The organism is Salinibacterium sp. SWN167 (assembly GCF_015864665.1).
GTDB lineage: Bacteria > Actinomycetota > Actinomycetes > Actinomycetales > Microbacteriaceae > Rhodoglobus.
Window position 1 is genome coordinate 856306 of record NZ_JADYWU010000001.1, and the last position, 16194, is coordinate 872499.

At 62.4% G+C, this 16194-nt stretch carries 15 protein-coding genes; 9 read left to right on the plus strand and 6 right to left on the minus strand.

All coding sequences use genetic code 11. The features are described from left to right. Nucleotides 1–11: 11 nt before the first annotated feature. From I6E60_RS04070 to guaA, 4 genes are read left to right on the plus strand one after another with little or no spacing between them, the layout of a single operon-like run. Nucleotides 12–1739 carry a glycerol-3-phosphate dehydrogenase/oxidase gene (locus I6E60_RS04070; RefSeq protein ID WP_197178986.1) on the plus strand — a complete coding sequence of 576 codons (1728 nt, stop codon included), beginning with the start codon at nt 12–14 and terminating at the stop codon, nt 1737–1739. Next, nucleotides 1736–2548 (plus strand): SURF1 family cytochrome oxidase biogenesis protein, encoded by an 813-nt coding sequence (locus I6E60_RS04075; protein ID WP_307784373.1) that lies wholly within the window; start codon nt 1736–1738, stop codon nt 2546–2548. Before I6E60_RS04070 ends, I6E60_RS04075 begins: the two co-directional genes overlap by 4 nt. 4 nt (nt 2549–2552) lie before the next feature. Next, nucleotides 2553–3011 (plus strand): DUF3817 domain-containing protein, encoded by a 459-nt coding sequence (locus tag I6E60_RS04080; protein ID WP_197123201.1) that lies wholly within the window; start codon nt 2553–2555, stop codon nt 3009–3011. Beyond that, complete coding sequence (gene guaA / locus I6E60_RS04085; protein ID WP_197106399.1) at nt 3008–4603, plus strand: glutamine-hydrolyzing GMP synthase; 1596 nt, start codon at nt 3008–3010, stop codon at nt 4601–4603. Before I6E60_RS04080 ends, guaA begins: the two co-directional genes overlap by 4 nt. A 75-nt stretch (nt 4604–4678) precedes the next feature. Here the strand turns inward: guaA and I6E60_RS04090 are convergent, their stop codons facing one another. The 3 genes from I6E60_RS04090 to I6E60_RS04100 form a co-directional block, all read right to left on the minus strand. Continuing rightward, on the minus strand, nt 4679–5482 hold the full coding sequence (locus I6E60_RS04090) for a Bax inhibitor-1/YccA family protein (protein WP_197178987.1): 804 nt from the start codon (nt 5480–5482) through the stop codon (nt 4679–4681). Nucleotides 5483–5561: 79 nt separating this feature from the next. Further along, nucleotides 5562–6071, minus strand: coding sequence for a hypothetical protein (locus I6E60_RS04095; RefSeq protein ID WP_197123205.1), 510 nt, complete (start codon nt 6069–6071; stop codon nt 5562–5564). Continuing rightward, nucleotides 6061–6255: a DUF4190 domain-containing protein gene (locus I6E60_RS04100; protein ID WP_197123207.1), complete on the minus strand. Its 195-nt coding sequence runs from the start codon at nt 6253–6255 to the stop codon at nt 6061–6063. The genes I6E60_RS04095 and I6E60_RS04100 overlap by 11 nt, the downstream gene beginning before the upstream one ends. A 171-nt stretch (nt 6256–6426) precedes the next feature. Between I6E60_RS04100 and I6E60_RS04105 the strand changes: the two genes are divergently transcribed. Genes I6E60_RS04105 through I6E60_RS04115 form a run of 3 tightly spaced genes read left to right on the plus strand, consistent with a single transcriptional unit; the run spans nt 6427 to nt 11311 of the window. Further along, entirely contained in the window at nt 6427–7428 is a 1002-nt protein-coding gene (locus I6E60_RS04105) for a glycerophosphodiester phosphodiesterase family protein (protein WP_197123209.1), read from the plus strand. 12 nt (nt 7429–7440) lie between these two features. Further along, nucleotides 7441–9846, plus strand: coding sequence for an ATP-dependent helicase (locus I6E60_RS04110; protein WP_197106394.1), 2406 nt, complete (start codon nt 7441–7443; stop codon nt 9844–9846). A gap of 52 nt (nt 9847–9898) precedes the next feature. Beyond that, nucleotides 9899–11311 carry an RNB domain-containing ribonuclease gene (locus I6E60_RS04115; protein WP_197180021.1) on the plus strand — a complete coding sequence of 471 codons (1413 nt, stop codon included), beginning with the start codon at nt 9899–9901 and terminating at the stop codon, nt 11309–11311. A gap of 39 nt (nt 11312–11350) precedes the next feature. Here the strand turns inward: I6E60_RS04115 and I6E60_RS04120 are convergent, their stop codons facing one another. From I6E60_RS04120 to I6E60_RS04130, 3 genes are all read right to left on the minus strand, one after another. Further along, entirely contained in the window at nt 11351–12115 is a 765-nt protein-coding gene (locus I6E60_RS04120; protein ID WP_197178989.1) for a nuclear transport factor 2 family protein, read from the minus strand. A 92-nt stretch (nt 12116–12207) separates the two neighbouring features. After that, a complete protein-coding gene (locus I6E60_RS04125) occupies nt 12208–13071 on the minus strand; it encodes a helix-turn-helix transcriptional regulator (RefSeq protein ID WP_307841777.1) in 864 nt (287 codons plus the stop codon). A 50-nt stretch (nt 13072–13121) separates the two neighbouring features. Further along, on the minus strand, nt 13122–13895 hold the full coding sequence (locus I6E60_RS04130) for an oxygenase MpaB family protein (RefSeq protein ID WP_197178991.1): 774 nt from the start codon (nt 13893–13895) through the stop codon (nt 13122–13124). 189 nt (nt 13896–14084) lie between these two features. Here I6E60_RS04130 and sucC point away from each other — a divergent pair, with 189 nt between their 5' ends. Then, nucleotides 14085–15254: an ADP-forming succinate--CoA ligase subunit beta gene (sucC, locus tag I6E60_RS04135; RefSeq protein ID WP_129073528.1), complete on the plus strand. Its 1170-nt coding sequence runs from the start codon at nt 14085–14087 to the stop codon at nt 15252–15254. A 10-nt stretch (nt 15255–15264) separates the two neighbouring features. Beyond that, on the plus strand, nt 15265–16152 hold the full coding sequence (gene sucD, locus I6E60_RS04140; protein WP_197123297.1) for a succinate--CoA ligase subunit alpha: 888 nt from the start codon (nt 15265–15267) through the stop codon (nt 16150–16152). Nucleotides 16153–16194: the final 42 nt, after the last annotated feature.

Sequence of the window (16194 nt, forward strand, 5' to 3'; positions counted from 1 at the left end):
GGAGGAAAACAATGGTCAAGCCCCGATCGATTGCCCCGACAGCGCCGCTGAGCGCCGAACAACGCACCGCCGCCATTGCGGCACTGCGCGACACTGAACTCGACATTCTCGTGATCGGTGGCGGCATTGTCGGCACCGGCAGTGCCTTGGATGCCGTGACGCGCGGCCTGAACGTCGGCATGGTCGAGGCGCGGGACTGGGCCTCAGGCACGTCGAGTCGGTCATCGAAGCTCGTACACGGCGGCATCCGCTATCTGGAACAACTCGATTTTCGACTCGTGCGCGAAGCGCTCAAGGAACGTGGCTTGCTCTTGCAGCGGCTTGCGCCTCATCTGGTGAAGCCCGTGCGCTTTCTCTACCCCGTGACAAAGCCTGTTATCGAACGGCTATATATCGGTGCGGGAATGTTGCTCTACGACCTTCTCAGTTATACCGGCGGTCGACCGCCAGGAGTGCCTCATCACCGGCACCTCACGCGCGGGCAGATGCTGCGGGCGGCACCGAGCTTGCGAGGCGACGCCTTTCGCGGTGGGCTCACCTACTACGACGCTCAAGTTGACGATGCCCGCTACGTGTCGACTCTCGCGCGCACCGCCAGCTTCTACGGCGCTCACGTTGCGAACCGCGTGCGGGTCGAAGATTTCGTGAAGGTGGGCGAGCGTGTAGTCGGTGTGCTGGCGCACGATCTCGAGACCGGTGAAAAGTTTGAAATTCGCGCCAAGCAAGTCGTTAACGCCACCGGAGTGTGGACCGACGACACTCAGGCGATGGTGGGAACGCGCGGTCAGTTCAAGGTTAGAGCCTCCAAGGGTGTGCACCTCGTGGTGCCGCGCGATCGTTTTCAGTCGAAGCTGGGGCTGCTGCTGCGCACCGAGAAGAGCGTGCTGTTTGTGATTCCGTGGGGTCGTCATTGGCTCATCGGCACCACCGACACTGACTGGGATCTCGACAAGGCGCACCCCGCTGCTACGGCGGCCGATATCGACTATTTGCTGGCCCACGTCAATAAAGTGCTGGCTGTTCCGCTGACCCGTGACGATGTCGAAGGCGTCTACGCTGGCCTGCGCCCACTGCTCGCGGGGGAGTCGGATCTCACCTCGAAGCTCAGCCGGGAACACATCGTCACGCACAGCGTCCCCGGTCTGGTCGTCGTCGCCGGCGGCAAATGGACCACCTACCGCATCATGGCGAAGGATGCCGTGGATGCCGCGGTCGACGCTCTCGACGGCAAGATCTCACCGAGCATCACTGAAGACGTCGCGCTCCTCGGAGCCGAAGGCTACCGCGCCGCGTGGAACAAGCGAGCGGCTCTCGCGCGCACCTACGACGTGCACAAGTCGCGCGTCGAACATCTGCTGAACCGCTACGGGGTGCTCGCCACCGAGGTGCTTGAGCTGGTGCGCGCGACGCCGAGCCTGGCCGAAGCTCTTCCGGGCGCCGACGACTACATCGCGGCCGAGATCGTCTACGCCACGAGTGCTGAAGGTGCCCTTCATCTGGACGACGTGCTGGCTCGCCGCACTCGTATATCGATTGAGGCATGGGATCGCGGAGTGTCCGCGGCGCCGGTGGCGGCACAGCTCATGGCTGGCGTGCTGGGCTGGGACGAAGCTCGCACTCACACGGAGATCGAGCGCTACCTCCAGCGAGTGGAAGCCGAGCTCGCCAGCCAGAAGCAGCCCGATGATGAGTCGGCTGACAGGGTTCGCCTCGAATCACCAGATATTGTTAGCGAGTGAGTACGAGCAATTCCCCCCTAAGCAAGTCGGTCCCCGACACTGAGCCGGCGACGATGTGGGAAATCGCACGACGCCCGCGCTGGATTGGCGCCCTCGTCTTGGCCCTCGCCATTGCCGCCAGTTTCGCGGCGCTTGGCCAGTGGCAGCTCAGCCGCAGCCTCGAAGGTGGCGAGATCACCGAGCAGCAAAGCGAAACAGCAGTCGAACTCGATTCGGTCGCTACTGCTCAAGAGCCGCTGTCGTACCTCACAACCGGTCAAACGGTCACACTTACGGCAGACCTGATTGCGGGCGACTACGTCATCCTCTCCGACCGTAGCAACGACAGCGAAGGCATTGGCTACTGGGTCGTCGCTCATGGAGTCGAACCGAGTGGTGCGAGTATTGCCATCGCGTTGGGCTGGGCCGAGTCGGCGGATGCTGCGGCATCCGCTATCGCAGATTTGGATACGATGACGGGGCCGGTGACGCTGACCGGACGGTTGCTGCCGACCGAGTCACCGCAACAGTCGGACTTCGAAGAGGGGGAGCGCAGCGCCCTCGCGGTTTCCGAACTCGTGAACCTGTGGGCAGAAGTTCCGGCGGGAACTTACGGCGGCTACGTCATCAGTTTCGAATCCCCGGCTGGCTTGGTCGCAATTGACGCTCCGCCCCCATCGACCGAGGTTTCACTCAACCTGCTCAATGTGTTCTACGCCGTGGAATGGGTTGTGTTCGCGGGATTCGCCGTCTTCCTCTGGTTCCGCCTCGTGCGGGATGTATGGGAAGAGGAGCGCGAAGCTCGCAGCTCCGACGCGGCCGTAGACTAGAGCCATGGCTCTCGGTCCCCGGCTTTCAGATATTCCCAGCATTCGTCGCACGCTTTCGTTCTACAAGGTGTCGTCGATCGTCACCGGAACCTTCCTGCTTGTGCTGTGCCTCATGATGATCTTCCGCTACGGACTGGGCGGCGACATCGAGCTGAACGGCCCCGCGGGCTTCCTCACGTTGACGCCCAAGATTCTCGTGCAGGGCATCAACGTGTCGACGATTATCCTCATCGTCCACGGCTGGCTCTACGTCTTTTACGTTGCCGCAGACTTCATCCTGTGGCGCCTCACGCGCTACTCGTTCTTGCGCTTCCTCTACATCGCCCTCGGCGGTGTCATCCCTTTTCTGTCGTTCTTCCTCGAACGTCAGGTACCGCGCCTCGTTGAGGCGAAGATCGCACAACTTGAATCCGCTGCTGCTGCGAAAGCGGCCGGCACTGACTCCGCAAAGGCAACTGCATGACCGACTCCACGGCCACATCCGCTGACACGAATGCACGCCCCGTTCTTGTCGTCGACTTCGGCGCCCAATACGCGCAACTGATCGCACGTCGCGTGCGTGAGGCGAACGTTTACAGCGAGATTGTTCCTCACACCATCACCGCAGCGGAGATCGCCGCTAAGAACCCGGCTGGCATCGTGCTGAGTGGTGGCCCGTCGAGCGTCTACGAGCCTGGCTCGCCCGACCTCGACCCCGGCATCCTCAAGCTCGGTGTTCCCGTTTTTGGTATTTGCTACGGCTTCCAGGTGATGGCCCGTCAGCTCGGCGGCACCGTTGCCAAGACGGGGCTGCGCGAATACGGCGCTACCGACATGACTGTTCAGGGCGGTGGCGGAAACCTCTTGGGCGACCAGCCGTCGGAGCAGACCGTCTGGATGAGCCACGGCGATGCTGTGACCGAAGCGCCAGAAGGCTTTGCCGTGTTGGCGAGCAGCGAGGCGACTCCGGTCGCCGCATTCTCCAGCGTTGAGCGCGGCCTGTATGGAGTGCAGTGGCACCCCGAGGTCAAGCACTCGACTCACGGTCAAGACTTGCTTGAGAACTTCTTGCACGATGCTGCGGGCATCCCCGCCGACTGGAACAGCGGCAACGTTATTGCTGAGCAGGTTGCGCGCATTCGCGAGCAAGTTGGCTCGGCCAAGGTTATTTGTGGTCTCTCTGGTGGCGTCGATTCCGCTGTTGCCGCCGCGATCGTGCACGAAGCTGTCGGCGATCAACTCGTCTGTATCTTTGTTGACCACGGTCTGCTGCGTCAGGATGAGCGCCGCCAGGTTGAAGAAGATTACGTTGCCTCGACCGGTGTGCGTCTCGTCACCGTTGATGCCGTTGACCAGTTCATGGATGCTCTCGCCGGAGTCACTGACCCCGAAACAAAACGCAAGATCATCGGCCGCGAGTTCATCCGCAGCTTTGAAAACGCAGCAGAAGCCCTCGTGCTTGAAACGAAGGGCAGCGAAGACACCGTCAAGTTCCTCGTGCAGGGAACGCTCTACCCGGATGTCGTCGAAAGTGGCGGAGGAACCGGCACCGCCAATATCAAGAGCCACCACAACGTCGGCGGACTCCCCGAAGACTTGCAGTTCGAGCTTGTCGAACCGCTGCGCACCCTGTTCAAAGATGAGGTGCGCGCGATCGGTCGCGAGCTGGGCTTGCCGGAGGTCATTGTGGGCCGCCAGCCGTTCCCTGGCCCCGGCCTCGGCATCCGCATCATTGGTGAGGTCACGCACGATCGTCTCGAGTTGCTGCGCAAGGCTGACGCGATTGCTCGCGCCGAGCTGACCGCCGCTGGTCTGGATGACACGATCTGGCAGTGCCCCGTCGTGCTTCTTGCTGACGTGCGCTCGGTCGGCGTGCAGGGCGATGGTCGCACTTACGGTCACCCGATCGTGTTGCGCCCCGTCTCGTCGGAAGACGCGATGACCGCCGACTGGACGCGCCTGCCGTACGACGTGCTCGCCAAGATTTCTAACCGCATCACCAACGAGGTGGACGGGGTCAACCGCGTTGTGCTCGACGTCACGTCGAAGCCGCCGGGAACTATCGAGTGGGAATAGCGCTTTAACGACAAAGCCCCCGTCACTCGGCTACTGCCGAAGTGACGGGGGCTTTGTCGTTGCTGAGTGGTGCTACTAGTCGCGGGTGAGAGCGAACATGCGCAGCAGTTCGAGATAGAGCCAGATGACGGTGACCATGATGCCGAAGGCACCCTTCCAGCCGAACGCGCGGGGTGCGCGATTGTTGGCACCTCGCTGGATGAAGTCAAAGTCGAGCACGAGGGAGTACGCGGCCATGATAACGACGAGCACGCCCAAGATGAGGCCGAAGGGGATGCCGAAGATCTCCGCGCTGCGAAGACCGAATGCGTTGTCGGTAGCGCCGGTGATCATCATGACGAAGTTCACGAGCGAGAAGACAACGTAACCGATCATCGCGATCATGAAGACCTTGGTGGCCTTCTTCGACGCGCGGATCTTGCCACTCGCGAAGAGCGCGAGCGTGACGCCCACGACAACGACGGTGGCGATAACAGCCTGCGAGACGACTCCGCCATAGGCGTTTTCGAATACGCGCGAGATGCCGCCGACGAAGAGACCTTCGAAGGCCGCGTAGGTCAGAACAAGAGCGCCGGATGGCTGCTTCTTGAAGATGTTGACGAGGGCCAGCACGAAGCCGATGAGGCCTGCACCGATCCACAGAAGGGGAAATGCGGGAACGAGCATCCAGCTGAGGCCAGCGCCGACGACAAGAAGCGCGAAGGCCCCTACAGTCTTGGCAATGGTGTCTTCAACGGTCATGACATCACCGGAGGCGGGAGCCGACTCCTGGTTGTACATGTCGTTGAGCTGCTGGTTGGAGACCTGGTTCGCGACGGCGATTCCGCCGCGCGAGCTGAATGCAGCATCGCGGGAGAAAGCGGGGTTATTGAGTGCCATGATTCCTCTGGTTGGTGTGGTGTCACACGTTTGTGACGCACCCCCAAAACTACCGGAGTTCGCTGAGAAATGCCGCGTTTTAGCGTCGGGCGGCTGCGCTGACAGCGATCAGCCGAGCAAGCCATGCTGCCGCCACGAGCACGACGAAAGAAATGGCGAGTGCCTGAGGCATTTGCGAGTATTCCTGATAGAACTGCGGAAGGATGATGCCGTTGGCAATCGGGAGGGCAAGCGCGAGATACGAGATGAGCGGTCGGTGTCGCACGATGAGCCAGCACAGCAGCGGGATCACGAGGGTCCACATCGACATCGGGCCCGTGAGCATGAGCCAGATTTGGGTGACCGCTGGCAGGGCCACGATCATCCGTCGCCACCCTTTGGCGGGCATGATCGAGTACCCGACGACCGTCGATGTGGTGCCGATGAGCAAGATGATGAGCGTGTAGTTGTTGGCTCCCTGCAGGTGCATGGCGCCCGCGATGATGAGCACCAACCCCGTGTAGTAGCGGTCGGCGTAGTTGCCCCACCGCAGGGGAAGGCGCCGGGTTGGCTCCCGGAACCGCGTGCGTGTTGGCGGCTTAGCGACCATTGGTGAGCAGCGAGTACAACAGAATTGCCCACACGACTAACCACACATAACCCAGCGCCGTGGCAATGATTGCCATGGCTTTGCCGCGTTCGCCCGTCTCTTTGATCTGCCGAAGCGCCAAGTGGCCAAAAATCAGTGCGGGAGGCCCGCCAATCGCGGCCAAAATGAGCGCGAGAATAGCCAAAGGACTCGTTCGTTTTGCTGCCAGCGGCGCCGGGCGGGCAGCATCAGCAGACGTGGGTTCTCCGCAATAAATGCAGAATTTCCACTCCGGTTGCACTGCTGCAGCGCATGACGAACATTCGGGCATAACTAAATATTAGTGGTTGGTCGCGTAACGCATATTCTTGACCCAATGAGCACCACCATTCGCCCGCTTGTGATCGGGCACCGCGGGGCAAGCGGATACCGCCCAGAACACACTCGATCCGCCTACGAACTCGCTTTCACCCTGGGGGCGGATGCTGTCGAACCCGACATCGTGGCGACCCGCGATGGCGTGCTGGTGTTGCGTCACGAGAACGAGATTTCGGGCACGACGGACGTGGCGGAGCATCCCGAGTTTGCTGACCGGCGCACGTCAAAGACGATCGACGGCACCGCGATGACGGGCTGGTTTACCGAAGACTTCACGTGGGAGGAACTCAGCACGCTGCACGCTCGTGAACGCTTGCCCGAGGTGCGGCAGGCGAGCACCGCCCACAACGATGTTTCGCCCATTCTGCGATTGAGCGACCTGCTCGAGATCGTGGACCAGCATCCGGAGGCTGCGCGTCGCCCGCTGAAGATCGTCGCCGAGATCAAGCATGCGAGCTACTTCGCGTCGATCGGGCTGCCGCTTGACGAGCTTTTCGCCCGCGACGTGAGTGGGTGGGCGACGGCCGACAATCTCATCATCGAATCATTCGAGCAGAGCGTGCTGCACCGCATCCGGGAGTGTGGGGTTCCGGGCCAGCTCGTGTTCTTGCTCGAGTCGAGTGGGGCGCCGTCAGATTTGATTGCCCGCTTTGGTACGAAAGCGCGGAGCTACGCCGACCATCTCACCGCTGATGGCCTTGCACAGTTGGCACGCGAAGTCGACGGAATCAGTGTCGATAAGAAGATGCTGATGGTGAAAGACCTCGCTGGTAATCTCACCGGCACTAACGACCTCGTCGACCGCGCCCATGCGGTCGGACTGCTCGTCTTCTGCTGGACTCTGCGGGCTGAGAACCGCTTCTTGCCGAAGAACTTGCGTTCGAGCACGCAGCCCGAGCAGCACGGAGATTGGCGTGCGGAGTTTCGGATGCTCATCGATTCCGGTCTCGATGGCGTCTTCGCGGACCAACCCGACCTCGCCGTCAGCGCGCGCGGGTAGAGTCAAGGGGCCATGACGACTGCTCTTGACCCTCACGACCCTGGCCGTTCTGACGACGGGGATTCCATTAGCGACCCTCTGCTCGACGGGCTAAATCCGCGTCAACGCGAGGCTGTTGAATACCGCGGGCCTTCGCTGCTGATTGTGGCGGGCGCTGGCTCGGGTAAGACGAGCGTTCTGACGCGTCGCATTGCCGGGCTGTTGCGTTCGGGAGAAGCCTGGCCGAGCCAGATTCTCGCCATCACCTTCACCAACAAGGCTGCCGCCGAAATGCGGGAGCGCGTGGGTGCCATTGTCGGCAACACTGCTGAGGGCATGTGGATCTCCACGTTCCACTCCGCCTGCGTGCGCATTTTGCGCCGCGAAGCTGAAGCCTTCGGATTCTCCAAGAACTTCACGATCTATGACTCCGCCGACAGCAAGGCGTTGCTCAAGCGGATTCTTAAAGAGCTCGACGCCGACATGTTCGGCCTCACGGTCAGCAAGGCCGCGAACCGTATTTCGCAGCTCAAGAATGAGCTAACCGACGTCGACGGTTTCGCACGGGATGCCAACATGAGTGACCCGACAGAGAAGAAATTCCTCGAAGTATTCCGTCGCTACACTCGCGGTCTCAGCGACGCCAACGCTTTCGACTTCGACGACCTCATCGGGCAGACCGTGTACCTGTTCCGGGCGTTCCCGCAGATCGCAGCCACCTACCAGCGTCGCTTCAAGCACATCCTCGTCGATGAGTACCAAGACACTAACCACGCGCAGTATTCGCTCATCCGCGAGCTGACGCGGCCGCCGGCTCCTGAGCAGTTCGAGACCTCGCCTGGCGTGCTCATTGCCGGCTCCAGCAGCGAGGCGGATGCCGCGTCGCTGACCGTGGTCGGTGACAGCGACCAGTCGATTTATGCGTTCCGCGGGGCCGACATCCGCAACATTGTGGAGTTCGAGCGTGACTTCCCGAACTCGACCGTGATTCTGCTCGAGCAGAACTACCGCTCGACCCAGACGATTCTGGATGCGGCCAACGCGGTCATCTCCCACAACTTCGACCGCAAAGACAAGAAGCTCTTCACGACCGTGGGGGCTGGCGACAAGATCATGGGCTTCACCGGTTACTCGGGCCACGACGAAGCGCAGTTTGTGGCCGACGAGATTCAGAAGCTGCACGATCAGGGCGTCGCATACAAAGACGTCGCGGTTTTCTATCGCACCAACTCGCAGACTCGTGCGCTGGAAGAAATTTTCATTCGCGCAGCGTTGCCGTACCGCGTGCTCGGCGGCACCAAGTTCTACGAGCGCGCAGAAATCAAGGACGCCTTCGGCTACCTGATCGCGGTTGCTAACCCGGCGGATCCGTTGGCCCTGCGCCGCATCATGAACACTCCGAAACGCGGCATTGGTCCGGCGACGGAAGCTGCGCTGCAGGCGTGGGCGGATGACCGGGGGATGACCCTGCGCGATGCGATGCGCAACGCCTCCGAACTCGGCCTCGGCCCCAAGGTCACGAAAGCGATCGTTGGTCTGGCTGAGGTGCTCGATGAAGTGATGGCGAAGGTGGAGACATCCAAGCCCGCCGACATTTTGACTGAGTTGCTGGAACGCTCGGGGTATCTGACGGCGCTGCGCGCCTCGCAAGACCCGCAAGATGAAGCTCGCGCCGAGAACGTGGACGAGCTCGTGGCGGTGACGAAGGAGTTTGGCAAGAACAACCCCGACGGCACACTGCTCGACTTCCTCACCGAGGTGTCTCTCGTGGCGGCGGCCGATGATCTGGATGACTCCAGCGGAACCGTCTCGCTCATGACGCTGCACACCGCGAAGGGCCTCGAATACGATTCGGTGTTCCTCACCGGAGTCGAAGAAGATCTGCTGCCGCACCGCATGTCGGCCAACGAGCCGGGCGGTCCCGCCGAAGAACGTCGACTGTTCTATGTCGGCATCACGCGCGCTCGCAAAAGACTCTTTCTCTCGCTGGCCATGACCCGCGCCCAGTTCGGCGAAGTCAACGTCGCGATGCCGAGCCGCTATTTGCAAGAGATTCCCACCGAACTCATCGAGTGGAAGCAATCACCCGGAATGGCGAACTCGCGCGGCGGAACCCAGTCCCGTGCGCTCAACGCTCGCCGCGACGGCAACAGTGGCGGCGGCTCGTGGGCCGGCTCGCTGCGGCAAGCGGCATCCGGTGGTCTGCCTCCGGCACCGCCGCGGGCCAAGACGGAATGGGCCAGCCCCATCACCGCAACCGTGCGCGACAACGGTGACCTCACTCTGGCGGCGGGCGACCGCATCCGCCACACTGACTTTGGTGACGGAACCGTGAACCAAGTCACGGGCGCTGGCCCTAAGAGCATCGCTGACGTTCAATTCGACACCTCCGGGCGCAAGCGCCTGCTGATCAAGATTGCTCCCATTGAGAAACTTTGATTCCGAAGGAACACCGCAGTCGGGCACGCCGCGCCACTGGGAACCCCGGCTCGTGGTGCCGCGCGTTCGGCCACTTGACACCGACGACGAGTTGGCTCAGGCGCTCGCAGCAGTGCGGGTCGAGCTAAAGCTTCCCACCGAGTTCAGCGCTGAAGTCGAGGAAGCAGCCAACGCCGCGGTGGCAGCATTCGAGCCGCCGGAACTCGACCTCACAGCCATCCCTTTCGTGACAATCGACCCCGAGGGCGCAACCGATCTCGACCAGGCGCTCTACCTCGAACGCACCGGCGAAACACTGCGCGTGATGTACGCCATCGCAGAAGTGCCCGCCTTCGTGCTTCCCGGCTCAGCCGTGGATGCTGAAGCCCGCAAGCGTGGCCAAACCTTGTACGGTCCCGACGAACGGGTGCCGCTGCATCCGACCATCATCAGCGAAGACGCCGCCTCGCTCCTCGCCGGTGCGACGCGACCCGCTTTTGTGTGGACCTTTGACTTGGATGCCGCGGGCGAGGTCATCACGACAACTCTCGTGCGCGCCCAAGTGCGAAACCGTCGCCAGTTCAACTATGTCGAAGTGCAAGAGTTGCTCGACAATGACCGCGCGGACGAATCACTCTCGTTGCTGCCCGAGTTTGGGCGCCTGCGTACCGAGCTCGAACGTCAGCGCGGGGGCGCGAGCCTGAACCGGCCTGACGAAGAAGTCGCCGTAGTCGATGGCCAGTACGTGATCGAGCGTCGCGCGTCGCTGCCGATCGAGGACTACAACGCCCACGTCTCGCTCATGACCGGCATGGAAGCTGCGCGCATCATGCTCGAAGGCAAAGTCGGCATTCTGCGCACGATGCCCGCGCCGGATGACGAAACGCTCCAACAGTTCCGCCGTCAGGTGGCGAGCCTCGGATGCCCGTGGCCCGAGAACCAGAACTATGGCGAGTACCTGCGTGCTCTCGACCACTCCGACCCTCGCGCCCTCGCGGCGACCCACGCCGCCACTTCACTCTTCCGCGGAGCGGGCTACACGCCGTTCGACGGCGAGCTGCCCGAAGACACCATCCAGGCTGCCGTTGCAGCGCCCTACGCTCATGCGACAGCACCGCTGCGCCGCCTCGTCGACCGCTTCGTGCTCGTGGCGTGTGAAGCGATCGTTGCTGGCCGGGATGTTCCGAAGTGGGTTCGCGAAGCTCTCCCGCAATTGCCGAAGATCATGGGGCGCACGAGTCAGCTCGCGTCGCAGTTCGATCGCTCGTCGGTTGACGTGATCGAAGCGGCACTGTTGCGGCCGCGCGTGGGCGACGAGTTCGAGGCCACGGTGGTGTCGGAGCGCGGCGATGGTGGCGTCATCCAGATCGCTGATCCGGTGATCACCGCCCGCATCTCCGGCACTGTTTCGGCCGGGGACACGGTGCGGGTTCGACTCGTTTCTGCCGAAATTGCGACCGGAACGATCGAGTTCGAACTCGTTTAGGGCGCTTCAGCTGAGGCGGATGCCGCAGCAGCAGCCTCGTTAGAACTTGCCGGAGTTCACCCAGGTGCTCGGGTCGGTGATCTCCTCGGAGACCACCCAGTGCTCGACGATGAGGCCGTTCTCGACGCGGTAGAGGTCGATGAGGGCTTGCGCAATTCCGTCTTTGTCGGCGGCCGCGAGAACGGCAACGAAGTTTCCCGACCCGATGAGATTGTGAATCTGGTGGTAACGAACTGCGTGTGCGTCGACAAACGCAAAGTAAGCATCGCGGCCGTCGCCAATGCGTGAGTCGTGCTGGGCGAGATCGGGGTGCACAAACGACGCGGCGAGCGTGCGGTCGCCCTCGATGAGAACCTTCGTCACGTATTCGAAGACGAGCCGTTTGTTGACCTCGGTCTTGTCGAGATCCGTGACCTCGGTCGGGCCATCAAACGGTGTGCGCCCGCTCACGCTCGTGGGCTCGACTTCGGCGATCATGTCCCAGTGCTCGATGAGCTTGGCATCGTCGTCGGTGTCGAAAATGTCGGCGGTCACATAGGTGAATTCGCCGTTGTTGAGCTTCTGGCGGGCCTGGATGAAGACGAAGTGTCCATCTTCGAAGCCGCGAACGATCTCGATGTCGCGGAGGGGATTGCGGGTCGTGAAGTCTTCGAAGAATTCGATGAAACCTTCGCGGCCGTCGCGCACGGGCGTGGAGTGCTGCGTGTAGCGCTGGCCCGCATAGTTGTTGATCGCGTCGACGTAGTTGCCGTCGCGGATACCTTCAAGATAGAGGCCCGTGACGTTGTCGAGTCGTTGTCCCATGGAGTGCTCCTAGCGGCGAGGTGAGGGTGCGCTATTGCGTGCTTCAAGCCTCCCGTGCAGCGAGACGCGAGCACAGGTGCGACCACGACTGCTTATGGTGCAAAGTGGACAAGGCCGCGCCGGAACTCTGCGGGCGACGTGCCGATCACGCGCTCAAAGAACTTTGTGAAGTTGGTGGGTTCGCTGAAGCCGAGCGCCGTGGAGATGGATGCCACCGTGCCGTCGGTGTGCGCCAGCAATCGTTTCGCCTCGAGCATGAGCCGCTCATCCAGCAGCGCTTTGGCGGTGAGGCCCGTGACGGTTTGGCAGGCGCGGCTCACGGTGCGCTCGGAATACCCGAGGCCCGTGACGTAGTCGCGAACGTTGCGGCTGAGGGTGAGGTCACGTTCGAGGGCGGCGCGGAAGGCGAGGTAGGCGTGCGGGAGGGCGCCGCGGCCGGGCTCGCTGCTCGCTCGTTGATAGAGCGCGACGAGGGCGGCGAACAACGCGGTGAGCAGGGTGACGGAGTGCTCGTCGGCTGTGAATCGCTGCTGTTCTCGCTCGATTGCGGCGACAAGGTCGAGGGCGGTGACGAGCGAGTTCTCGCCGAGGTCGGCGTGAGTGGGATCGCCGGGGAGCCACGCCGCGGCTTGTGAGGCAGCGGGCGATGCTACGACCACACTGGCGCTGAGATCGTTCTGGATGTGCCACTGCTGAACTTGGCCAGCCCGCACGAACAGCACGCGACCGGGATGCAGGGCGACCGTCTGAAAGTCGACGGTGTGGGAACCGCTGCCGCCGCGGATGACGATCATGAGGTCAAACGAGGGCCGCTGCGCTCGTTCGAAATAGCTCGGGCCCATTCGCTCCACGAGCGCCGTGTAGTCGAGCACCTCGACGGGAAGCGCGTGGCCGTGCTCGCTCGCGAAGTCGACCGGCAGTACGGTCTCGTCGCGCTCGTCGTCAATAGTGGCCACACGCTGATGGTAGCGGGCGGGAGTGGCGGGTGATCGTGACGCGGCGCCGGTCAGCCACCGCTCGCGAGCGATCGCCGGAATGACGCCAGATACCTCCGCTGCACCGCGAAGCGCACCCACCGCGGCAGGCGCGGGTACACCGCCCGCGTGACCCGCATGATCCGGGTGAAGCGTCTCGGGTGATGGGGGAGCGCATACGCCTCGCGCAGTTCAGCGCTCAGGAGCCCAGCGGTCAGCACCCGCACGAGCGGCATCGAGGCGCGCAACCACCAGGGTCCGCCGGTCGGATGTAGCAGCTGCTGGGCAACTCCGAGGCTCGCGTCCGTGACGCGCAACGAAGCCACGCTCTCGGTCCAGTACGCGGCGAAAGCCGCGCGGTCGGCGGGCCACAGCGCGTGCGGAACGCCGAGCGCGGTCGCGATCACGGCGTAGTCAGCGAGCAAGCTCTCGGCATCTCCGTCGCGCAGCGGCCCGAAGACCAGCTCACGCACCCGCATCGCGGTGTCGTACAAAGTAGCGGCGACCCACAACTGCAGCTGCGGATCACGGGCGTCATAACTGTCTGCCCGCACCGGGCGGTGAGCCGCGCCCACGCGCCGGGCGACCTCGGCAGCCTCGGCCGGGGTGCCATACACGGTGACGTAGAGATAGGTGAGGGTCCCGTTGAGGCGATCCAAGGGGCGCCGCGCAAAGTCGCTGTGCTCGGCGACCGCCTGCCCCACAGCGGGGTGCGCGATTTGCAACAGGATGGCCGCCCCGCCGCCAGCCAGCAGAGCGACGTCGGCAGAGACATCCGCAATTCTGAGAGGGGCGGATGCGGGCATGAAGCCAGTTTAGGAGTGTGCAAACACAAGATTTGCTGATCTTTCGCCCTGTACAGCCCGCTATCGGAAAACGCACAACGTTAGGCACGGTAAGGTTTTCTATTGGCGCGCGACTCATGGAGCCGACCAATTTGGCACCGATTCGCCGCCTTCCCCACTCACCATTACGCGCGGATTGGAATGAGCAGCGTGGATCTATATGAGTACCAAGCCAGGGACGTATTTGAGTCGTATGGCGTACCAGTACTTGCCGGCCTGATTGCCGACACCCCAGAAGAAGCCAAAGCAGCAGCCGAGAAAATCGGTGGAACTGTCGTTGTCAAGGCTCAGGTCAAGACCGGCGGTCGCGGCAAAGCAGGTGGAGTCAAGGTTGTTCACAACGCCGACGACGCCTACGCCGCAGCCGAGCAGATTCTTGGTCTCGACATCAACGGCCACACGGTCAAGCGAGTAATGATTGCTGCCGGTGCTCGCATCGCGCAGGAGTTCTACTTCTCCGTGCTGCTCGACCGAGCAAACCGCTCCTACCTTTCGCTGTGCAGCGTTGAAGGTGGGGTGGAAATCGAGGTGCTTGCTGTTGAGCGCCCCGAAGCTCTCGCCAAGATCGAGGTCAACCCGCTCACGGGTATCGACCTCGCCAAGGCCACCGAAATCGCGACCGCTGCCGGATTCTCCGCAGAGCTCGTCGAAAAGGTTGCCCCTGTCTTCGTCAAGCTCTACGACGTGTACAAGGGCGAAGACGCCACTCTCGTTGAGGTCAACCCTCTCGTGATCACCGAAGACGGCGACATTGTTGCCCTCGACGGCAAGGTCTCGATCGACGAGAACGCAGACTTCCGTCACCCCTCGCACGCCGAGCTCGAAGATGCCGACGCTGCTGACCCCCTCGAGGCGAAGGCTAAGGCCAACGGCCTCAACTACGTCAAGCTCGACGGTGAAGTGGGTGTCATCGGTAACGGTGCCGGCCTCGTCATGTCGACGCTGGATGTTGTTGCCTACGCTGGCGAAAACCACGGCAACGTGAAGCCCGCCAACTTCCTCGACATCGGTGGCGGAGCATCCGCTGCTGTCATGGCCGCCGGCCTCGACGTCATTCTCAACGACCCTCAGGTCAAGAGCGTGTTCGTCAACGTCTTCGGTGGAATCACCGCGTGTGACGCTGTTGCTCACGGAATCGTGGGTGCGCTCGCCGAGCTCGGTGACTCCGCCAACAAGCCTCTCGTTGTTCGTCTCGACGGCAACAAGGTCGAGGAGGGTCGCGCGATTCTTGCTGAAGCGAACCACCCCCTCGTGACGCTAGCCGCCTCTATGGACGAGGGCGCCGACAAGGCTGCCGAACTCGCCAACGCCGCGAAGTAAGGAACCGAGCATGTCAATTTTCCTCAACAAGGACTCCAAAGTCATCGTTCAGGGCATCACCGGCGGTGAGGGCACCAAGCACACCGCCCTCATGCTCGCTGCTGGCACCCAGGTCGTTGGCGGTGTCAACGCCCGCAAGGCTGGCACCACCGTCACCCACGGCGACGTTGAGCTGCCCGTATTCGGCACTGTTGCTGAAGCCATGGAAAAGACGGGGGCGGATGTTTCGATCGCTTTCGTTCCTCCGGCCTTCACCAAGGATGCCGTTATCGAAGCCATCGACGCTGAGATGCCGCTGCTCGTCATCATCACCGAGGGTGTTCCCGTCGGCGACTCTGCCGAGTTCTGGGCTTACGCCCAGGAGAAGGGCAACAAGACCCGCATCATTGGTCCGAACTGCCCCGGCATCATCACGCCCGGTGAAGCACTCGTCGGTATCACGCCCGCGAACATCACCGGCAAGGGCCCGATCGGTCTCGTTTCCAAGTCGGGAACGCTCACGTACCAGATGATGTACGAACTCCGTGACCTCGGATTCTCGACCGCAATCGGCATCGGTGGCGACCCCATCATCGGCACGACGCACATCGACGCTCTCGCAGCGTTCGAGGCGGACCCCGAGACCAAGGCAATCGTCATGATCGGTGAGATCGGTGGAGACGCTGAAGAGCGTGCCGCCGACTACATCAAGGCCAACGTCACGAAGCCCGTTGTGGGCTACGTTGCTGGTTTCACGGCTCCCGAGGGTAAGACCATGGGTCACGCCGGTGCGATCGTTTCTGGCTCAGCCGGAACCGCTCAGGCCAAGAAGGAAGCACTTGAAGCTGCAGGTGTGAAGGTCGGCAAGACGCCGTCTGAAGCAGCCAAGCTCATGCGCGAAATTCTCGAAACTCTGTAGCTAACGCTTTCGCTACTCCAAGCGCCGCTCGTCTTTGTGACG

Bases quoted from the DNA above. Each gene is read 5' to 3' on its own strand.
- I6E60_RS04080 (WP_197123201.1), top strand. From the start codon at position 2,553: ATGGCTCTCGGTCCCCGGCTTTCAGATATTCCCAGCATTCGTCGCACG.
- I6E60_RS04070 (WP_197178986.1), top strand. From the start codon at position 12: ATGGTCAAGCCCCGATCGATTGCCCCGACAGCGCCGCTGAGCGCCGAA.
- I6E60_RS04090 (WP_197178987.1), bottom strand. From the start codon at position 5,482: ATGGCACTCAATAACCCCGCTTTCTCCCGCGATGCTGCATTCAGCTCG.
- I6E60_RS04130 (WP_197178991.1), bottom strand. From the start codon at position 13,895: ATGCCCGCATCCGCCCCTCTCAGAATTGCGGATGTCTCTGCCGACGTC.
- guaA (WP_197106399.1), top strand. From the start codon at position 3,008: ATGACCGACTCCACGGCCACATCCGCTGACACGAATGCACGCCCCGTT.
- I6E60_RS04120 (WP_197178989.1), bottom strand. From the start codon at position 12,115: ATGGGACAACGACTCGACAACGTCACGGGCCTCTATCTTGAAGGTATC.
- I6E60_RS04095 (WP_197123205.1), bottom strand. From the start codon at position 6,071: ATGGTCGCTAAGCCGCCAACACGCACGCGGTTCCGGGAGCCAACCCGG.
- I6E60_RS04110 (WP_197106394.1), top strand. From the start codon at position 7,441: ATGACGACTGCTCTTGACCCTCACGACCCTGGCCGTTCTGACGACGGG.
- I6E60_RS04105 (WP_197123209.1), top strand. From the start codon at position 6,427: ATGAGCACCACCATTCGCCCGCTTGTGATCGGGCACCGCGGGGCAAGC.
- sucD (WP_197123297.1), top strand. From the start codon at position 15,265: ATGTCAATTTTCCTCAACAAGGACTCCAAAGTCATCGTTCAGGGCATC.